Annotated in this window: 10 protein-coding genes; 3 read left to right on the top strand and 7 right to left on the bottom strand. The window is 39.1% G+C overall.

All coding sequences use genetic code 11. From position 1 onward, the window contains the following. Positions 1 to 60: 60 nt before the first annotated feature. Positions 61 to 4,068 carry a hybrid sensor histidine kinase/response regulator transcription factor gene (locus tag GFH32_RS16710; RefSeq protein WP_153512680.1) on the bottom strand — a complete coding sequence of 1,336 codons (4,008 nt, stop codon included), beginning with the start codon at positions 4,066 to 4,068 and terminating at the stop codon, positions 61 to 63. 269 nt (positions 4,069 to 4,337) lie between these two features. Between GFH32_RS16710 and GFH32_RS16705 the strand changes: the two genes are divergently transcribed. Together GFH32_RS16705 and GFH32_RS16700 are read left to right on the top strand one after the other, a co-directional pair. Further along, positions 4,338 to 7,340, top strand: coding sequence for a SusC/RagA family TonB-linked outer membrane protein (locus GFH32_RS16705; protein WP_153512679.1), 3,003 nt, complete (start codon positions 4,338 to 4,340; stop codon positions 7,338 to 7,340). A gap of 8 nt (positions 7,341 to 7,348) precedes the next feature. Beyond that, a complete protein-coding gene (locus GFH32_RS16700) occupies positions 7,349 to 8,854 on the top strand; it encodes a RagB/SusD family nutrient uptake outer membrane protein (RefSeq protein WP_153512678.1) in 1,506 nt (501 codons plus the stop codon). 139 nt (positions 8,855 to 8,993) lie between these two features. Here the strand turns inward: GFH32_RS16700 and GFH32_RS16695 are convergent, their stop codons facing one another. The 6 genes from GFH32_RS16695 to GFH32_RS16670 all read right to left on the bottom strand — a co-directional run bounded on the left by GFH32_RS16695 (position 8,994) and on the right by GFH32_RS16670 (position 18,498). Beyond that, entirely contained in the window at positions 8,994 to 9,872 is an 879-nt protein-coding gene (locus GFH32_RS16695) for an endonuclease/exonuclease/phosphatase family protein (RefSeq protein ID WP_153512677.1), read from the bottom strand. A gap of 10 nt (positions 9,873 to 9,882) precedes the next feature. Then, positions 9,883 to 11,634, bottom strand: a complete 1,752-nt coding sequence (locus GFH32_RS16690; protein ID WP_153512676.1) for a RagB/SusD family nutrient uptake outer membrane protein — start codon at positions 11,632 to 11,634, stop codon at positions 9,883 to 9,885. Between the two features lie 20 nt (positions 11,635 to 11,654). Continuing rightward, on the bottom strand, positions 11,655 to 15,173 hold the full coding sequence (locus tag GFH32_RS16685; RefSeq protein WP_194285648.1) for a TonB-dependent receptor: 3,519 nt from the start codon (positions 15,171 to 15,173) through the stop codon (positions 11,655 to 11,657). A gap of 182 nt (positions 15,174 to 15,355) precedes the next feature. Continuing rightward, a complete protein-coding gene (locus GFH32_RS16680) occupies positions 15,356 to 16,531 on the bottom strand; it encodes a FecR family protein (protein WP_153512674.1) in 1,176 nt (391 codons plus the stop codon). A gap of 51 nt (positions 16,532 to 16,582) precedes the next feature. Continuing rightward, positions 16,583 to 17,164, bottom strand: coding sequence for an RNA polymerase sigma factor (locus tag GFH32_RS16675; protein WP_153512673.1), 582 nt, complete (start codon positions 17,162 to 17,164; stop codon positions 16,583 to 16,585). Between the two features lie 149 nt (positions 17,165 to 17,313). Continuing rightward, positions 17,314 to 18,498 (bottom strand): trans-sulfuration enzyme family protein, encoded by a 1,185-nt coding sequence (locus tag GFH32_RS16670; protein WP_153512672.1) that lies wholly within the window; start codon positions 18,496 to 18,498, stop codon positions 17,314 to 17,316. 106 nt (positions 18,499 to 18,604) lie between these two features. Here GFH32_RS16670 and GFH32_RS16665 point away from each other — a divergent pair, with 106 nt between their 5' ends. Beyond that, complete coding sequence (locus tag GFH32_RS16665; protein ID WP_153512671.1) at positions 18,605 to 21,100, top strand: M14 family metallopeptidase; 2,496 nt, start codon at positions 18,605 to 18,607, stop codon at positions 21,098 to 21,100. Positions 21,101 to 21,187: the final 87 nt, after the last annotated feature.

Raw genomic sequence — 21,187 nt, 5'->3', positions numbered from 1 at the left:
CTTTGCTGTTAAATTGATCAGTATAAAAAAGGTTCAGAATCATTAATTCTGAACCTTTTTTTAGGACTTTACCTGCATCGAATTAAAGATCGGCCGATACTTCTTGATAAATTGAGAGGGAGTCATCGAATAATTATCCTTAAACTTTTCCCGGAAGTATTTGATATCTAGAATCCCGACTTGATAGGCGATTTCATGTATAGTTAGGTCGGTACTGAACATCAATTCAGCGGCCCGTTTTAATCGAACCGATCGGATAAACGCACTGATGCTAAGTCCTGTTAATGCTCGAATCTTTTTGAATAAGTTTGAATAGCTCATATGGCAATCTTCTGCCAGTTTAGTCGCATTAAAACTATTGTTGCTGAAGTTTCGCTCGACATATTTGATACAGGTTTCTAAAAACTGACGATCTGTTTCAGAGCCGCCAATCACTAAACTTCCCCAAGAAATATCCTCTAGAAAATGCTGTTGAATATTTGACCTATTTGCAAATACCGACTGTACTTTGAGTAGGAGATAGGCCTGATCGAACGGTTTGCTGATAAATTCTTCCGCTCCCAATGCAATAGACTCCAATTGATCTTCTGGAGCGACAGAGCTGCTTATAATCAAAATAGGTAAATGCATAAATCGAGCGTCCTTCTTAATCTGCCGACAAAAGGTTAATCCACTTTTGTCAACAAAGAGTTCCGTAATAATAATATGCGGCTGTACCATTTCTACGAGTTCCCAAGCCTCATTGACCGTTTTACAAGAGGAAACATGGTAGTCTGAATTAAATAGAGAAACTAAAAAGCTTCGCATTTCTGGGTCATTCTCAAGGATTAAGATCTTTTTCTTTCCTCCAAGTTGTAAAGGTTTGACAATGCTTTGAAATGCCTCTTCTTTACCATGATATTTAGGTTCGTCGGACGAGACCTGTGAGTTGTCGCCAAGGCTACTCTCTGCGGTATTCCATTCGCCTTTTTGAAATGTAATCGTGATCATATTCCCATCTTCATTGCTTTCAAGAGATACAGTGCCGCGGTGTTCCTGTATCATCTGAAATACCATTAATAACTCGAGGCGGAACGGTTTATCTGCGGCTTTTGCATGCTCATAGAAGCTATATAAATCTTGATGCGAATAGTCGTTGAATAGAGGTTTGCCAGAATCACGGATACTCAGCTGAACGGATTGTGTCATTTCCTTTACTAGAATGCTTACTTTTCCACCAGTAGAAACCTGCTCTATTGCATTCAACATTAGATTGTAAAGGATCAATTCAACTTGTTGCGAGTTCGCGACAATCATTAATTCTTTGGCTTGATAATGAATAGAGAAGTCGACATCTTTTAACAAAGCCAAATTTTTAAAAGTTTCAAACTCATTAATTAGTAAACCCATGAGGTCTAAATTTTGGAGTTTACTGATGCTAACAGGCTTATTTCTACCCTGCATGTACTCAAATTGCTCTGTGAGGAGGATTAGCTTATTGGTATTTCGTTGAGCTAACAGAAGATTGCTATTCTGCTGCAATTCCTTGTCTTTCATTAACTCATTAATCGGATTAATGATTAATGTAATTGGTGCGCGTAAATCCTGAAGTATCTGCGCAAAAAATGATAGTTTTTTCTCTCCAAACTCTTTTTCCATTTGCCTTTGCAATTTGGTCATATTCGTTTCTTCCTTTAATCTCTTTTTCTGCTGGTTTATACGGCGATAGAGGATACCTATAATTAGCAAAACAATAAGGAAGGCGAATACGCTAGGTGGCTGAAAATACCAGGGTTGAAGAACTTCAATACGAAGGACTTCGAGGTCAGTGTTATTTTGTTTTGATCCAATTCCACGGATATGGAGTTGATAAGTGCCTGGAGGAAGGTTTGAAAACTGTAAAGTCTGCGTGTTGTCTAAGGCTTTCCAATTTGAATCGAAGCCGATTAATTTAGCTTCATATGTAACATCACCTGTGTTAGCGAAGTTGAAGCTTGCGTAATCAATTTCTATTGAACGTTTATTGTATGGAAGTACAATCGTTTGAATTTGTCCTTGCTCAACATCTTTAACAAAGGGCCAGTTTTCTTTGGAACTTACTTCTTCTCCGTTGATTTTGATGTCTGTGATCGCTAAATGGAAGGGGATTTCAGGTATTTCTATCGTTGGAGGATCGAAAATATTGAATCCTTCAGATCCGCCAAATACTAAGTGATTGTCAGCCAGTTTGAGTGCAGAAAGGTACGTGAAACGGTTGTCTTGTAGTCCATCTTTTTTGAAGAATGCAGTCGCTAATCTATTTTGCTTGTTAAATCTATGAAGACCATTGAAAGTACTACACCAAAGATTACCTTGACTATCTGCTAAGATGTTTAAAATATTTTCATTTGAAAAACCTGCATGCGCATTATAGGTCTTATACTGTGCAGTTTCTGTATTAAATTCTAAAAGTCCTGAACCCTCTGTTCCCACCCAAAGGGTTTTATCTTCCACATGTAATGCTCGAATTCGTACAGCAAATTGATACTGTTGAAACTTCCGATTAGAAAGGTTGAGCTTGATTAGATAATCGTCTGACCCCATCCATAAATTGCCTTTGTCATCTTCGGCGAAGCACAAGATATTTTTGAGTTCTTTAGAATAAGAGATAAATTGCTGCTTAGACTCATCCCAAAGAAACAACCCCTGGTCGCCGTAACTGCTAGCCCAAATGTTTTTGGAACGATCCATATAAAGCCTCCAAATATTTTGAGGTTTAGCAATAGATGCCTCGTTTTCGAAGATAATTGGTTGAGCAACGTTGTGTTGACTATCAATGCGATGTACCCCACCGGACCATGCCGCAACCCAAATCCTACCTTTAGAATCCTTTAATAGCGATGTCAAATGATTGCTGCGGAGACCTTTGATTTTTAGCGGACCGATCTCATTGGTTTTTCTGTTAAAGCGAAATAACCCCTGTCCGTCTGTGCCAAACCAAAGTTCTTCTGCTGATATTTCGCAAAATGAACTCAGGTAAGGAGCATTAATTTTCGCCCATTCACTTCGAGGGACAATAATTGGCTGAAATAAACGCTTGTCACCCTTCAATAGGTTTACACCTCCTCTTACTGTACCAAGCCAATAATTGTTGTTTCTATCTAAATAAACTTGTGTGAAGGAATTGCTGCTTAGTTGTAATGCAACGGCGGGATTTATAGTCTCTAACTTTTGGAAATCTAAACTTGCGCCTTGCCGTACCCACAGTCCTCCACCATCACTGCTTGCCCAAAGTTCGTGTTCATTCAGACGATCGATATTGATTATTTCTTTACCAATTTTCTGACGTTTAAGCGTACTATAGTTAATTGAGAGTGTAATTATTTCCTGGTCTGTTCCTATGATTAATCGATTCTGCGAATCTAGTGCGATTGATTTCCCATTGGGGTATGCCGCATTGACCAAGAGTAAGCGCTGTGTTTTGTCGTCATACGTTGCGATTCCCAATCCTGAAACTAAAATCCAAGTTTGCTTGTTCGGACTCACAAAGATGTCTGCAACCGGATATTGGTAGCTTATTTTTCCTTGTTGAATTAAAGGGATTTGTTCGATTTTATTCGACTGATCAGTATAGCGGAGTAGACCTTGATGACTTGTTCCAATAAGAATGTCTTTACCGCTTTTCTTTAGGATAGCTTCATCATTTAGCGCGGATTTGATTGCCGGATCTGAGTCGTTATTATAGAGATTGCTATATGTTTTTCGGAGCGGATCATAGCGGATAACGCCAGCGGATGTACTAATGATCATTTGGAGATTCTCACTCTGTATTATATCCTTAATTCGATTGCTTGGAAGCGAGATTTCCTCTTCAGGTTGTCGTCGAATGATAAGATTGCGATGTCCGTCGAACCTGTTTAATCCATCCGTTGTACCAATCCATATGAAACCGTCATTTGATTGATGAATACAATGAATATCATTGTTTGATAAGCCTTGTTCAACGCCAAAATAATCAAGTCTCGAATGCGTGATGCCTTGAGCATTAAGGATAATCGGGGAGAAGATCAACAGCACATAACAAAGCCATCGGAAAGTGTATAAAATCAACTGCGTTATTTTTGAGTAAATTAAAAATAGGGATTATGTTAGACATATTTAACATCAAATGCATATTTCCCCCTTTAATATTATCGATTTCCCCCCTTTTTCTCGCCTGTTTTACAAGTAGCTTAGCTTTAATAAATCACCATAAAACGAGGGAAGAAGACATTTTTACGCTTTTAATACAACTAAAGCTTTATAGTTAGATGGATTTAAAAGGAGTGTCTCTCTTTTCAAGTTTTGTAAAGAAAATAAACAATTTTAGTTAACTATTTATGATGAACAAACATGTTAAATTCTCCGGGGGGAGAGTTTCTATTTGGATCTGCCTGCTATTCTTATTCGTGCAGTTTCAGGTTTTCGCTCAGCAAAAAATTTCGGGGAAGGTAACTTCGCAAGGGAGCAATCTACAAGGAGTTGTCGTTAAAGTGAAGGGGGGACAAGCTGCTGCTCAAACTGATAATGAGGGTAATTTTACAATCGAGGCATCCGCTGGGGCAACGCTTACATTTTCATATGTAGGGTATCAAACAAGAGAGCTAACCCTTAATCCATCACAGTCGACAGTTCGAATTGAACTGAATGCTGATGAAGCGGAGATTGATGAAGTGGTGGTCGTTGGTTATGGTACACAGAAAGCGAAGGATTTAACCGGAGCCATTGCTACTTTAAAATCTGAGAGTTTCAAGGATCAGCCGATACTTCAAGCCGCATCAGCACTTCAAGGTCGTGTCGCAGGGGTTTCTGTTTCACAGAATTCCGGTGCACCAGGCGGTGAGGCCAAGATTAGAATTCGAGGATCTAACTCCATTAGTGGAAGTAATGATCCGCTCTATATTGTAGATGGAGTTGCGATGATCTCTTTTAGCTTACAAGCGTTGAACCCGAATGATATTGAAACGATGGACGTATTGAAGGATGCTTCGGCAACCGCGGTTTACGGTTCAAGAGGTGCTAATGGCGTCGTAATTATCACCACTAAAAAAGGTAAAAGCGGAGCAACAAAAGTTTCCTATGATGGATTCGTAAATTTCAATGCCTCACCAAAACAATATGATTTGTTGAGTGCGTCAGAATATGCTAATATGGCTAATCTATTTGCCCGCAAGACCGTGTTTCCTGATGCTAATAATTATCAGGGTCCAACTACCGATTGGCAAAGTGAGTTGTTTAAGAAATCAAGTACACAAAATCATCAAGTTTCTTTAAGTGGAGGAGGAGAGAAAGCAAGATTCTTTGTTTCCGGATTTTTGATGGATCAAAATGGAACACTTGTCAACACTGGTCAGAAACGCTTCGGACTTCGTTCGAACACTGATATAACGGTTAACGACCGAGTTACTGTTGGAATCAATCTTTTTGGACAGCGTACAGAGAATCACAACAACGCACAATTGTTCGCCAAAGGAAATCCAATTATGGCATCCGTTGTATGGGCACCTACAGAGAGTATTTGGGAAGATGAGGCGAACGGACTTTATAACCGCACAGGAATCTCACCTATTTGGGTAAATCCATATTTAACTGCGATGGAAACGAATGAAGATAATTTCGGAAATGCAGCTAATTTAAATGGTAATGTGAAATATAGAATTACAGATTGGTTGACTTTTACCTCAAATGTGGGTTTAGATATGAATCTATCTAAAGCCGCAAGCTTGGGTAATGATTGGGTTTCGCCAGGAAATATGCGTTCTTCGCAATCTTATTCAGAGACCTATGCGTTCCAAAATAGTAATATATTAACCTTCAATAAACGCTTTAACGATGCGCATGAACTAACAGTTACTGCTGTGGAAGAAAGTACAGTTAGCACATCGAATAATTTCTTGGCGGCAGGCTCTGGATTGACATCGTTGTCAAATGGTTATTATAACCTTGCTTTAAATACGTCGCAAAGTATCAATTCTGGCTATTCAAAATGGTCCTTACTATCGTTTATGGGTCGTGCGAATTATAGCTATAAAGGAAAATACTTAGCAACCGTTTCATTTCGCCGTGATGGTTCTTCTAAGTTTCAGCCGAATAACAGATGGAGTAACTTTCCATCATTTAGTTTAGGTTGGAATCTTGCTGAAGAACAATTTATCAAAGATTTAAACACATTTTCAAGCTTAAAACTTCGTGGTGGTTGGGGTAAGACTGGTAATCAAGCCATCGGTCCATACCAAACCTTAGGTTTAATGAGCCCATTAAACTACGCTTATGGAACAACAGGTTCATACTTAGGTTATTCGATTGGGAATCCAGCAGCAACAGACTTGCGTTGGGAGACAACAGAACAAGTGGATGTAGGTTTAGACGTAGGATTGTTTAACAATCGCCTAAACATTACGGCTGATTATTATAATAAAAACACAGTCGATCTATTGTTACCGACACAGATATTACGATACCTAGGTGGTGGTGAGCTGTTGAGTAATGTAGGGGAAATTAACAACCGCGGTTTTGACTTAGGTATTAGTGCGACTCCTATTGAAAAAGAGAATTTCCGTTGGGAGACGTCACTAAACGCAGGCTTTAACAAAAATAAAGTTGTTAGCCTTCGTGATGGCGAAGACATGTTTAAGTTACCACGCCTTGGTGGCGGATTAATCAATGCAGATTTCCAAGTTGTTAAGAAAGGGGAGTCATTAGGTTCTTTCTACTTAATTCCTTGGGAGGGTGTTCATCAAGTTGATGATCCTTCAACTGGTCGTAAGGCGGGTGACTATAAATATAAAGATGTTGACGGAAATGGTAGTATCGGATATGAAGATATGGTCATCGCTGGTAATGCTACTCCAACTTTACAATGGGGTTTCAACAACCATTTAACGTATAAAAATTTCGATTTAAACATCTTTATTCAAGGGGCAGGTGGTCATCAAATTTTTAATGCCACATATGCTGCAGCATCAATCGTTTCTTCCGATGTGCTCTATCCAACTTTGGCTGATGTAAGCAACTATTGGACAACAGAAAATCCTAGTAATGAATGGGCGTCTCCAGGCAGCACAGCAAAAGCTTTTGTTGAATCGACGCAATTCCTTCAAGATGCTGATTTTGCGCGTTTGAAGAACTTAAGCTTAACCTATAAACTTCCGAATACATTTATGAAGTTTGCAGGAGCTAGCGTAACCTTGAGTGCGCAAAATCTACTGACTATTACAAAATATAAAGGATTAGATCCTGAGGCTTCAACAACATCTGCTAGTTCAGATACCAATGTTGGAATTGATCTTGGCGCTTATCCATCGCCGAAAACATATTCGGTTCGTTTAAACTTAACTTTCTAAACTGACTCATGAAAAAAAACATCATATTCGCATTGCTATCTACGAGTATCGTATTTGCTTCTTGTAGTGATTTTTTAACCGAAGATCCCAAAGGGAGTATTACACCCGTAACCTTTTATAATTCAGCAGAAGATTTGAATTCAGCGATGGTCGGTATTGCACTTACCTACAACCTTGCATGGAATCAAACTGGAGGTATGGCAATTACTTTCGGTTCCGATGATATAACAACCCATGCGGGTGGAAATAAAAAAGGATTTTCTGATTTTGATACCTTTCAAGCGACGAGTTCAAATGACCGTATGGCCATTTGGTGGACTTATTTTTATAAGACGATTAAATCTTCGAACTCTTTAATTTCAAACTACAGTAAAGCTACAAAGGCATCCGAAGAACAGCGTAATAATGCTGCTGGTGTCGCTTATTTCTATAGAGCTTTAAACTACTTCTTCCTTACACGTGCTTGGGGAGATGTACCGATGCCATTAGAGTTTAGTTTAGAAGAGAAGGAGAATTCAACGCCTGCTGAGGTATACGCTCAGGTGATTGAAGATTTAAAGAAAGCAGAATCGATGCTTCCCGATAGATGGACAGGACCACGTCGTCAAGAAAATGTAGACATTATGCCGACGAAAGGATCTGCAAAGGCACTTTTAGCCAATGTCTATTTGACTTCTGCAGGCTGGCCGTTGAAAATAACAGCAAATTATGCGTTAGCGGCACAGAAAGCAAAAGAAGTTATTGATCAAAAAGCGACTTGGGGCTATGATTTGTTGCCATCTTTCGCTGATTTATGGGATAAGGATCACCAATTCAATAAAGAGGCTGTATTTGGCGTGTATTTCAATAAAAATACGCCTACAATTTGGACTTATGGTGACAACTGGGGTAACGGAAGTCAGTTAGGGCCTCCAAACTTTGCGCCCGGAGAAGAGGGTGGATGGGATGAAGCATTCGGCGAAATTGATTTCTATAATCGATTCCCTGCTGGACCAAGGAAAGATGCGACTTACCAAAAGGAGTACTTCTTGGGCAATGATCCCAATAAGGTTGTTGACTATAAGGGGTTAACGCATAAGCATCCTTATTTTATGAAATATAGAGATGATGCTTCTTACGATCCGGCGACTCATAAAATGAATGACTGGTGGGGAAATGCTACAGTCTATATGATTCGATATTCGGAAGTTTTATTGACCTATGCGGAAGCGAAAGCGATGTCCTCAGGTGTTGATGCATCGGCTTATGATGCGGTAAATCAGGTTCGTAAAAGAGCTGGTCTTCCGAATTTAACGTCGGGTTTATCGGCTGGGCAATTTCAAGCGGCCGTTATTGAAGAACGCGGTTGGGAATTTGCGGGATTTGAACCTGCTGCGCGCTGGTATGATTTGATTCGTACAGAGACGGTAGAAAAGGTTGCGAAAGCACGTAAGAGTGAGGAATTACCGTTGGTTGGTCAGCCTAGCGACGCGAGCCATACTTTCTATTGGGCACCACTGCCTATAAATAGATAGATTTATCGAACACATAAAGTTAATAGTTATATTTTTTTTAGTGCTCAAGGATATTCCTTGGGCACTTTTTGTGGAATAAAAAAGCAGCTTCCTTTTTGGGATAATCCAAAGGAAGCTGCAAATTTAAGACGACCTCTTTTTATCGAATAGTTAATTCAACATAAACTGGATAGTGGTCTGAAATGATATCAGTTTTCGCGTTTTTAAGGACGATGCTTTTGGTTAACATGCTTTTAGCTGTTTCGTTAACCCATAGAAAATCAATGCGTTTTCCTATTCCGGCATTCGATTCTTTGATTTTTGCTTCTCCGCTCTTGTAGGTAGGTACGGAACTTTCAAATGTTTTGTTTAAGACTTTATACGAGTCGTAAAACCCAGCATTTTCCAACTTTCCTAAGACTGAATAGTCAATCTTACCATTATTTAAATTGCGAACTATTTCACGCTTCAGCTCTTGCTCTTTCATCGATGCAAGTACTTTATCATCGTAGTTCTTACTATCTGATTGTGAAAGAGAGTTAAAATCGCCCATGATGAGAATCGGCTCTTTCGGATTTAACTCTTTGGTCTGTGCAATGATGTTTTCCACTTCTTCTAAACGCTTTTTATAGCTAAATGGAGAAAAGTGAATAACAAAAATATGCAAACCCTCAACTTTCGCATAGATGTATGAATGCCACATGTTTTCTGTTACTTTTTGAAAATTGGTCATGGGCTTCTTTGTAGTCAAAGCGGTAGGAAAACCTTCCTCTTTAGACTGTAATGCATAGGGATGATCATATCTCTTGGCAAGTTCTTCTAAAGACTTTTGTTTCCATCCATTCATTTCTTGTGTTGCCACAATATCAGGATCGAGTTCTTTGACAAGTTCTACATATCGATCAATGTTGGCCGTCGAGTCTTTCTGAAGACCAAACAACACATTGTATGATAAGATTTTAATTTTCTTTTGTGCGATTGCATGTGTGGATATGAATACAATAGCTAAGATGGATAAGTATTTAAATACAGTTTTCATGTTATAGCGTTTAAGTTCCAGAGGTCGCCCATCCAGTGTTCTGTTTTAAGTTTGGATTTAATTCAAGCTCTTGTGTAGGAATTGGGTACAAATAGTCCTTCGGCTCCGTCCATTTTTTGATGATGTCTGGAAGGTTCACAATACGACCTCCTTTATTCCCATTTTCCAAGACTAGCTCTCCGAGTTTTTGATATTGTACGCCTGGTTTCCTAGTCGGTGCTGTACCTTCATAGATTACCAAATCGACTGTTCCATTCTTATCTAAGTCGTATTCGCCAGCACCAGGGAAATACATGCCGTAGAATTTCTGTGCTAATCGGGCACCTTCTTTCCAACGCATTAAATCATGATAGCGTTGTCCTTCCTTAACTAGCTCAATCCGTCTTTCACGTCGAATCTCTAATATAGCGCCAGTGAAGCTGTTTTTAGTAACATTTGGATATTCTGAAAGGAGGTATGGGTCGGGGTTTGCATTGGCAGATTGCAAGTTCATGTTTGGCATACCAACACGATCGCGAATTAGCTTAATGCTTTTATCGATATCTGCTTGTGTTAATGTTCCTAGTTCGGCTTTTGCTTCAGCAAAATTTAATAACACCTCAGCGAAGCGGAAGATAGGCATATCATTTGTCGATTGACCAGCATCGAATGCAGGAGCTAAAATGTATTTAATATATTGATAGCCAGTCACTGAGGTTGCAAAGTCAGGAAGTGTTGTGTTATTGCTTCCGATTCTTTTGTACCCAGGGGTTCTGATAGTTTGCGCTAAACGTGGATCTCTATTTTGCGTTTCTTCATAGAATTGCATGGTTTGGTATCCTGGTATATCCGTAAAGCGCGATCCATCTTTCATTAAGTAGCTATTCACAAGTGATTTCTGCATGCCAGGTCTTCCATAAGATGCGGAAAGGATGTAAAAGTTAGCTGAATGCACAAATGGAACCGATGCATCATATTGGCGCGCTAATATCATCTCTGTTGGAATAGCATCCTCCGCGATAAACAATTCATGGTACGCTTTATCTGTCGAGCTTTTATGGATTGAATACGGGCCGGTGTTCATCAATTCCTCCGCAGCGGCAGCTGATTCTTTCAGTAGTTCGTCCCAATCATTCAATGCGTGATATTTACGAAAAGTACCTTCAAATAAGCAAATTCTTGCTTTAAAGGCTAATGCAGTCCATTTAGTAATCAATTGAGTGCTTTTTTCCGTTTGGCAATTTGCGATGGCAAAGTCAATGTCTTCAAGCATCTTAGCAAATACAACCTTTCTGGAGTCTCTAGCTTTTAATAGGCCTTCATCATCTAATTCTAGTACTGTATCATACCATGGTACATCGCCGAATCGGGTGATTTTATCAAAATAGAAATATGCTCGGAAGAATCTAGCAACCCCTTCGTATTTAAGGCGAGCAGCTTCATCGGTACATTTATGAGAATTTTCTAAGAAAAAGTTAATCTGTCTCAATTCGGTCCAATCCCATCCGGCACCAGATGAAGGCGTTTCGCGCGTTCCTTGAATTTCGGCGGCAAGCGTATTGCGAGCTTCATCATCCGCTTGTGTTGGGTTATTGTAGTGTATTTCTAAGGCATCAGGCAATTCTGAATAAAATGCGTTTGTATAGTTCTGAAGCTCTGCTGCGGTTAAGAAATAGTTTTCTGGAGCCAATTCAGATAATGGGTATCGCTCTAGGTAATCGTCATTACAAGCCGCCAATAATCCGAAAAGCGTTATAAACGGTAATATTTTTTTAGTTTTCATACTGATCAAATCATTAATGGTTAAAAGGATAATTGTGCTCCGAATGATACCACTTTACCCATCGGATAGCTTCTTCCTGTATTATCTGTCATCACCTGTTCTGGATCAATGTAGTCTGATTTCAATTTAGTCCATGTCACCAAGTTCTCGCCGCTCATAAATAATCGGAACTTATTCACATGAATTCTGTTCGTCAAACTTGTAGGGAAAGTATAACCTACTGTTAGATTTCTAATTTTCAAGTAAGCTAAATCTTGTAGGTACATATCATTGTTGACCGAGAGTTCAGAGTTTTGCGCTGTATATCCGCGTAGAAATGGGAAATATGCATTTGGATTCTCTGGAGACCATATTTTATCAGGGAAATCACTTGGTATAAATGAATCGTAAGGTCTCGCGTATACAGACCAAAAGGCTTGTGTTTCTAGATTTGGATACCAGTTTCTACGTCCTATTCCCTGAAGGAAAATTGATGCGTCAATTCCATTCCAATTCGCACTGAACGTCAGTCCGTAAGAATAGCGCGGTTGGCTATTTCCAATAATTTCACGATCTCCCGGATCTTCTAGCGTACTTTTTCCTGCGTTAATAATTCCATCCCCATTCAGGTCTAAGATCTTGATGTCACCAGCTTGCAGCCTACGAAGATCTTCGGTTGGCGCTTGAACGCGTCTTCGGTTAATTTGATCTTGATTTACGGTTTTTGCATATGCTTGTGCCTCTTCGGTTGTTTTAAAGAATCCATCGTAGCGGTAGCCCCAAATCTCACCTAACTGCTGGCCCTCGTAATAGGTGTTCAATAAACCAGCAGGGTTGCTAAACTTCGTGATTTCGGAGGTGTAGTCGGATAAGATTGCACGTACGGAATAGTTAAATGGTTTACTTGCTAAATTCAACTGATCACGCCATGTTAACGAAAGATCAAATCCTTTTGTCCTTAAATCGGCAGCATTCACTTTTGGTTCGTTAGCTCCAAAAACATCCGGAAGCGTCTCGCCAACACTTAGCATACCTATGGTGTTTCTGATATAATAATCAGACTCTACATTCAGGCGATTATTTAATAAAGAAAAATCTAAGCCGACGTTACTTGTTGTGATTTTTTCCCAAGTTAGCGATCGAGCAACTGGAGCCGGATTGTAAGTGACATTGAGTTTCTGTCCATCGACTAGGTAATTGATTTGGCCCGTACCCATAGAAGCGATATAAGCATAGGTATCAACTTCTTGGTTACCCAGTGATCCGTATGAATAACGAAGCTTCAAATTATTGATGCTACTTTTGACAGGTTCAAAGAACTTCTCTTCGCTAATTCTCCAACCTGCAGAAAATGAAGGAAAGAATCCAAAGCGGCTTGATTTAGGAAAACGAGAAGTGCCGTCATATCGACCGCTGGTTTCAAATAAGTATTTTCCTTTATAATCATAGTTTAAGCGATAGAATCCACCTCGAACGGCCCATTCATCCGCTCCTCCGTTGAATTGTTTCTCCCCAATCACGAGATCCAGATCGTTCAAGTTCTCCGATAATAAATCTTGACCAACTCCACCAACGCGTTTGTAAATTCTATCTTCCTGATTAAATCCGGCCATGGCAACGATATTATGGTCTCCAAAGCTTTTTTGATAGTTAGCAAAAATGTTAATGAAATGCCATGAGTATTTCGTCATGCGCTCGGTAAGCTTATCTTGGTTTAAAGCACCTAGTGATGATAGTTCCATCACACCGGGATATTTAGAATAATATTGTCTGGTTTGGCGATAGCTGTATTCACCTCGGTATTCTCGATAAGAGTAGTTTCCCGTCAAGGTTAGTCCTTTTCCAAAATTGACAATAGCTTCTGTCTTATTTGTAAATTCAGTGCCATTGTCATAGCCTCTCATGGTTCCACTCTCTAAGGCATTATGAAGACCGTAACCTATTGGATAACTATTAATTCCTGAATATCCTGTCAAAGTCCCGTCAGGGTTTCTAGGAACATACATAGCATGGTAGTGATAAGTAGGGCTATTACTTACATTGTTCGCTACCTGACTGAAATTGTTTTCTAGACCATTCCAATCATAAGATGATTTAAAAAAGTGTGTTCCATTACTTACGGTTAACCATGGTCTAATTTCTGTTGATATATTCGCTCGTAAATTATATCGTTTGAATTTATCAGGTTGAATATTGAAGATACCCTGCTCATTTGATAGGGCTCCAGAAAGCGCATAGCTCGTTTTTCCGGACATCCCACTTAAGCTGAGGTTATGGTCAGATTTAGGGCGATTATTGTCGTACAAGTAATTAAACCAGTCGAAATTGCCGTAATATCTGTAGATATCATTTCCGCTAGCATCTTTTTTAGTCACTACCCATGGTCGTGACGGGTCTTCTGTTTTATCATTGACACGTGCTAAAAGCTCTTCATAATCTTCATCTGTATATCGAGTTGTTCGATAACCTAAAGCATTATACATGGCATCATCATTGATCTTAGCATTCCAGTATCCTGTGGTAATAAAGTCTGTATTGGTTGAATGCGTTGTAAAGCCGTAGTTGGTCGAGTAGTCGATTGCTGCTTTTCCGTCAACTTTCCCTTTTTTGGTGGTTACTAATATTACTCCAAAGGCTCCTCTTGCACCGTATACAGCCGCAGCAGATGCATCTTTTAATACGGTTACAGATTCTACATCGTTAACATTGACACGGTCCAAAGTTCCGAGTATACCATCGATTAAGATCAGCGGATCGCCTCCATTGATCGAAGTATTCCCCCGGATGTTAACTGAACCACTAGTTCCAGGTTTACCTGATCCGAAGACGATATTCAAGTTTGGTACATTACCCTGTAAAGCTTGTGTAAGCTGAGTAACTGGTCTATCTTCAAATTCTTCGCCGGAAATCTGACTTACGGCTCCGGTAAGATTCACCTTTTTTTGTTCTCCATAGCCGACAACAACAACTTCATCCACTTCTGTAAGTGTTGGATGCAGAGTAATTTGAATGCTACTTTTGTTTGCGGCGGAGACTTCTTGCTTTTCGTAACCTATATTACTGATGATTAGGATTGCATCGGGTTTAGAAACAGTAATTTGAAAATTCCCTTGACTGTCACTCATGGTACTCGCTGTACCCCCTTTTTCAGTGATCGAAACATTAGAAAGGGATTCTCCTTCTGTGTTTTTTACCGTTCCCGTAATTTGGGTCTGTTGGACAAGCTTTACAGCTGAGGAGGAGGCATTTTCTAAACGTACCGCGTTTGCCTTACGTTTGAGAATTACGTTCTTGTCTACAATATTGTAATCGATCGCATAATCTTCCAAGATGCTTTCTAAGGCTTTCTCGAACGGTTTTTTGTTAAAATCGACCGTGATAACTCGGTTAGATGGAAAGAAAGAGCTATCATAAAAAATATTGTATCCGCTCTGTTTTTGAATGTCTTTTAGAACGTTTGTAACCTTAGCGTTCTTTTTCTTTAGTGTAATAGTTTGGCCGAAGGTGAATGCACTCGCTTGAAACACGCTGGCAAACATTAGGGCAAGGGCTAGTTTCATCGATAGATAATTAGGTTTTCGATGCACAATATCCCCTAGTGAGGAGATAATTTTGTTTTTTTTATACATTTGTAAATCGGTTGATTAGTTAATATTTAGCGTACTATCAGTCGAACTATTTATCAAATTACCAGGGGCGGTCCTAAACGCTCCTGTTTTTTGACAAATGTGAAAAAGTAAGTTTAGCTCATCACAATTATCCTCCTTTCTTGAATTTTAAATTTCACAGTCCCCGTAAGTTCAATTGCTTTTAAAACTTTTTCTATGTTTTCATACTTAGAGATGGTTCCTGAAAAGCGAATGTTAGACACGTTACCACGATAATCAATCTCTACGTCATACCATCTCGCTAAATCAGACATCACCGTATTTAATGTGGCGTTTTCGAATGCAAAAGTCCCATTCTTCCAAGCGATGGTATAGAAAGGGTCGATTTCTTTGATATTCAATAGATCCTTTTTAGCGACATAACGCGCTTGTTGATTGGGTGAGAGTAAGCTGCGTTTGTCGTTCGGATAGTTTAACTGTACTTTACCTTCTACGAGTGTCGTTTCAATAGCTTCATGATAACAGTTAATGTTAAATGAGGTGCCGAGAACTGTTAGCGTTTGTTCTCGCGTCTTGACGATAAAAGGAATCGCATTATTGCCTTGTGTCATTCGTTTTACTTCAAAATATGCCTCGCCGTCAAGCTCAATTTCTCTCTTATTTTTATCAAACTTTAAAGGGTAACGTATTCTAGAAGATGCATTGACAAAGATTCGACTACCGTCGGGCAGGTTTAGATTATATTCTCCGCCTTTCGGAGTTACAATTGTATTGTATAACCCTTCAGAAGCTGGATTATCGAGCGAGTATATTAATTCTCCTTGAGCGTTTTTATGAATTTTATAACCAGCAAGCTGTAGGGTCGTGTCAGATGCTAAACTAGCCAAATCAACTTCATCACCATTTTCTAAGACTAGCCTTGCTTTTGCTCCTCCAGGAAGAATCGGCATGTTTTGATCTGTCGCTATCGCGAGTTCTTTCGAATGCAGATCATTTTGTTTTTGCACAAAATAGAAAGCTATTAAGGCTAATGCAGCTACTGAAGCGACTAATAGAACTATCTTACTTTTGATAGGTTTCGGTTCACGCTTTTTTAAATAAATCTCTTGAGAAATATTACGATAAAGGTTTTCTGAGTCGACGCCAATCTCTATATTTCCTTGTTCTAGATAGAGCTCTTCGGCAACTTGTTCAAATAGGGTCATAAACTGATCCTCTTGAGTAAAATCTTTTAGCAATCGAAGCTCAGCAGCAGTTAATTGATTCTGCTGATATTTTTCAATGAGATATTTAAGCTGTTCTTTTTTCAATCCTTATTTCTTTTAACCCTATAAAGGCATAAGGAAAAGATTAGGACTAGTCTAGAAGAAAAAAAAGTAGATAATGAGGAAGTAGAATTTTTCAATACTACTTTTTATTTTCTTGGAAGCGCTGATTAGCTGATTTTTGATCGTGTTTCTAGAACTGCCAGTCATTGATGAGATTTCATCGTAAGAATAGCCTTGAATTTTGCTTAACCTATAGATTTCGCTTTGCTTCTGTGGAAGTTGATCAATTAACTTATTGAGAATACCTTTTAAATCACGGGATTGTATTTCTTGTTCAGTTTTATCACAGGGAATGTCGAAGTTGTATCCTTGATCAAATTGTGCGTGAAGTAGTTGTACCTTATCTCTAAAGGTGCGAGCTAGCAGTCTTTTTGTAGTGACAAATATGTAGGGATATAACTCGGAGGGGCCAACAATACGGGATTTGTATTTAAAAAGTTGAATGAAAGCCGTATGTACTAATTCCTCACTTTTTTCAACATCTTTTAAAATAGCGTTGGAATATCTGAATAGAATCTTATGATATCGATCAAATACTAATTTGAATACTTTCTCATCACCGGCTTGAAAAAGTTCAAACTGATCCATATTAAGATCTAATTCATGTGCGTTCATAGGATGATAGGCTATTCTTGGTCAAAGAAACATTTTAAAGATAAACGAATTGTTAATTCAATTTTAATAAAATGCAAAGAATATTATCTCCTGGAACAAAAAGAGAGCGGTTCGTCAGTAAACGAACCGCTCTCTAAATCATAATTTTTCTATTTTATTTCAGCTAAAGCATTCTCAAAATCAGCTATTAAATCGTCGATATGCTCAATTCCAACTGATATTCGGAGCATACCGGGCGTTATCCCAGAAGTTTTCTTTTGTGTTTTATCATGATGACTTCCCCACATGCTTGCAGGGTGAACAACTAGAGATTCGACACCACCTAGGCTCGCTGCGTTCGCAAAGATTTGTAACTTATTCAATATCGATTGCGCGTGAATGTAAGCTTGTTCTTCATCACCAATGACTTCGATGCATAACATTCCTGTTCCACCACGCATTTGTTTTTGTGCAAGTTCATATTGAGGATGGGAGTTAAGTCCGATATAAGCAACATGTTTTATTGCAGGCTGCTGTTCAAACCATTTTGCTAACTCAGAAGCATTGCTGTTAATCTGTTTGACACGCATGGAAAGCGTTTTTAACCCTCGGAGAAGTAACCAAGAGTCAAAAGGACTTAGCGACGCACCTAATACTAAAGATCTTCTCCATGCACTGTGGATATAATCTTTACTACCGCAAATTGCACCTGCAGTCAGGTCAGAGTGTCCACCTAAATATTTTGTTGCACTATGAACAACGACATCAATTCCAAAATCTTTGGGTGTTTGATTGATAGGAGAGGCGAAGGTATTGTCGACCATCGTCATAATGTGATGCTTCTTTCCGAGTTCACCAATAAAAGCCAAATCCGTAATATCTAAATTCGGATTGGATGGGGTTTCAATGTATATAAGTTTTGTGTTTTCTTGAATTGCGCGCTCGAATGCTTCATTGTCTTTCTGATCGACATGTGTTACTGAAACGCCATAGTCGCTCAAGAATTCTTTAAAGAAGAGCATAGCACCAGAATACAGCGAGTTTTGGGTTACAATATGATCTCCAGCTTTTACAACCGCCAGAATTGCCGTGCTTATTGCTGCCATTCCTGTTGCCAACAGCAATGCATCTTCCGTTTTTTCCAAACCAGCAATGATTGCCGCTGCTTGTGAATTCGTAGGATTGCCATGACGATGATAAAAAGTAGGGTGCTTTGTTTCCGTTGCGGCAACGATGTATTGTTGTAAATCTTCGTCGGCAAAATAAGTTGAAGTCTGATATATGGGGGTAACCACAGCTTTACTCTCGTTAAACTGTTTCCCTTGATGTATAAGGTTGGTCTCTAAATGTGACATGATCGGTAGAATGAAATAAATGAACTGAAAATTAGCAAAAATAGCGCGCAATTCCTTAATTTCATTTCCTAAATAATCAATAGATATTGTTTATTAACCTAATCGTATGAAGAAATTACTACTTTTCCTGTTATGTGTATGTTACTCTACTAGTTATGCACAAATAAAGAGTCCTGCTGAGTTTTTAGGCTATCAAGTCGGAACAAAAGTAACACCTCATTGGAAGATCTTAACCTATTTTGATCACATCGCCAGTCAATTTCCAAATCAAGTGAAATCTGAAGACTACGGCACCTCAGTTGAAGGGCGACCGATGCGCGTTTATTACATCTCTTCAGCGGCAAATATCAGTCGATTGGAAGAGATTCGTACAAATAATCTACGTCTTGCCCATGCAATAGATGGTAATGCGCAAGGAACAACCCCAGCAATTATTTGGATGAGTAATAATGTACATGGAAATGAAACCTCATCGGCGGAGGCTGCTATGATGACCTTATATGAACTTGTTAATCCAGCAAACGCTAAAGCGAAGGGTTGGTTGGAAAAGTCATTGGTCATTATTGATCCTAGCTTGAATCCAGATGGTACAGACCGATATGCGAACTTTCATAATGGGGTTATTGGGAAAAATTACAATCCTGACCTTTATGCCCGCGAGCATCGGGAACCATGGCCCGGAGGACGATATAACCATTATTATTTTGACTTAAATCGTGATTGGGCTTGGCAGACGCAAGCAGAGAGTACGCAGCGCGCTGTGATTTATAATAAATGGCTACCGCATATTCATGTTGATTTCCACGAACAAGGGATCAATTCACCATATTATTTTCCTCCGGCAGCAGAGCCTTTCCATGAGGTAATCACGCCATGGCAAAGAGAGTTTCAAACGACTATTGGTAAGCACAATGCACAATATTTCGACTCAAAAGGCTGGTTGTATTTTACGAAAGAACGTTTCGATTTATTCTATCCTTCTTACGGGGATACTTATCCACTTTATTCTGGTGCGATTGGTATGACCTACGAAAAGGCAGGAAATGGATCAGCTGGCTTGGGCGTGTATTTAGATAATCGAGATACTTTAACGCTAGTCGATCGCGCGATTCAACATCATGCATCCGGACTAAATGTAGTGGATGTCGTGTCTGCCCATGCCGATAAAGTAGTCGAAGAGTTTAAAAAGTTTGCAAATGATGCTGTAGCAGGGAAATTGTCGTCCTACCACACCTATGTAATCAAATACGATTCTAATAATGAAGGCCGAATTAGAGCATTAATGAATCTGATGGATAAGAATAAAATTAATTATTATTCTGCTACAGGAGGAATTAAAGGGCTGGATTATTTTAGCAAGAAAGAACAATCGTATAATTTAACCGAGAATGATTTAGTTATTCCTGGAAGCCAAGCTAAGGCAGCATTAATTCGCGTTCTATTTGAACCGGATGCTAAATTAACGGATTCTGTAACCTATGATATAACTGCATGGTCACTACCTTATGTTTATGGAGTTCCGGCAATTGCTTCACAGAATAAACTAACAAACTTAAAAGCCTATCAGCTGCCCAATGTGAATAATACGTTGAGTGCTGGTTTCGGTTATGCAATTAAATGGAATGGCTTTTCTGCAGCCCAATTAACAGCTGCGTTATTGAAGAATAAAGTTAAAATCAAATCTTCAGAGCAATCTTTTAAAATCGCTAATGAAGAGTTTCCTAAAGGTTCCATTCTGATTATGAAAAATGCGAATCAAGCGGTTAATTTAGAAAAGATACTGAAAGAACAGGCGGATCGCTTGCAAGTGAAAGTCTATAATCTGAGTTCAGGGATAGTTGAAGGCGGTAAAGATTTAGGGAGCTCAGACGTAAAAACCTTAAAAGCACCTAAAGTAATGATGTTTGCTGGCGAAGGATTGCGTGCAACGAATGTTGGAGAAGTATGGCATTATTTTGATGAGCAACTAGATTACCCAATCGCATTAGTGAATCCAGCGGATTTTTCACGCGTTAAATGGAATGAAATCGATGTGTTAGTAATGTCTAATGGTAGTTATCCATTTTTACGCGATAAGGCACAATCAGCTGCTTTTGCATCTTGGTTAAATGCAGGAGGGAAAGTGATCGCATTAGAATCGGCAGTCGGACAGTTGGCTTCGCAAGAGTGGAGCAATTTGAAAACGTTGAAACAAGATAGTGCAGGCCAGTCGAAATCAAGCCCGCTTAAAAAATATGGTGATCGTGAGCGCGAGTCTTTGAAAGAATATACTGCTGGAGCGATCTATAAGGTTACTTTCGATCAATCACATCCTTTGATGTTTGGAATCAAGGATTATTTCACATTAAAGCAAGATGCCAATCTATACCAGTATCTAGATGATAGTAAGGGGTGGAATATTGGTTATATCGGTGAAAATGCCAAAATGAGTGGTTTTGTTGGAAACACGCTAGCCAAAAAACTAAAGAATGGATTACTGTTTGCGGAACAAAAAGTAGGACAGGGTACTGTAATTTACTTAACGGATAATGTGTTATTCCGTAATTTTTGGGAGAACGGAAAGGTGATCATGGCTAATGCAGTTTTCCTAACGGCAGATTAAATATACCTATAAACAGGGATTTCTTGATGTTCTATTGAATAGTAATTTAGCTATTCAATAGAACATTTTATTTTGAAAAAAAACAGC

The organism is Sphingobacteruim zhuxiongii, from assembly GCF_009557615.1.
Classification (GTDB): domain Bacteria; phylum Bacteroidota; class Bacteroidia; order Sphingobacteriales; family Sphingobacteriaceae; genus Sphingobacterium; species Sphingobacterium zhuxiongii.
The sequence above is the reverse complement of the archived record's forward strand: the minus strand, read 5'-3'. Positions and strand labels throughout refer to the sequence as shown.

Bases quoted from the DNA above. Each gene is read 5' to 3' on its own strand.
- GFH32_RS16700 (WP_153512678.1), top strand. From the start codon at position 7,349: ATGAAAAAAAACATCATATTCGCATTGCTATCTACGAGTATCGTATTT.
- GFH32_RS16690 (WP_153512676.1), bottom strand. From the start codon at position 11,634: ATGAAAACTAAAAAAATATTACCGTTTATAACGCTTTTCGGATTATTG.
- GFH32_RS16705 (WP_153512679.1), top strand. From the start codon at position 4,338: ATGATGAACAAACATGTTAAATTCTCCGGGGGGAGAGTTTCTATTTGG.
- GFH32_RS16685 (WP_194285648.1), bottom strand. From the start codon at position 15,173: ATGAAACTAGCCCTTGCCCTAATGTTTGCCAGCGTGTTTCAAGCGAGT.
- GFH32_RS16675 (WP_153512673.1), bottom strand. From the start codon at position 17,164: ATGAACGCACATGAATTAGATCTTAATATGGATCAGTTTGAACTTTTT.
- GFH32_RS16670 (WP_153512672.1), bottom strand. From the start codon at position 18,498: ATGTCACATTTAGAGACCAACCTTATACATCAAGGGAAACAGTTTAAC.
- GFH32_RS16695 (WP_153512677.1), bottom strand. From the start codon at position 9,872: ATGAAAACTGTATTTAAATACTTATCCATCTTAGCTATTGTATTCATA.
- GFH32_RS16665 (WP_153512671.1), top strand. From the start codon at position 18,605: ATGAAGAAATTACTACTTTTCCTGTTATGTGTATGTTACTCTACTAGT.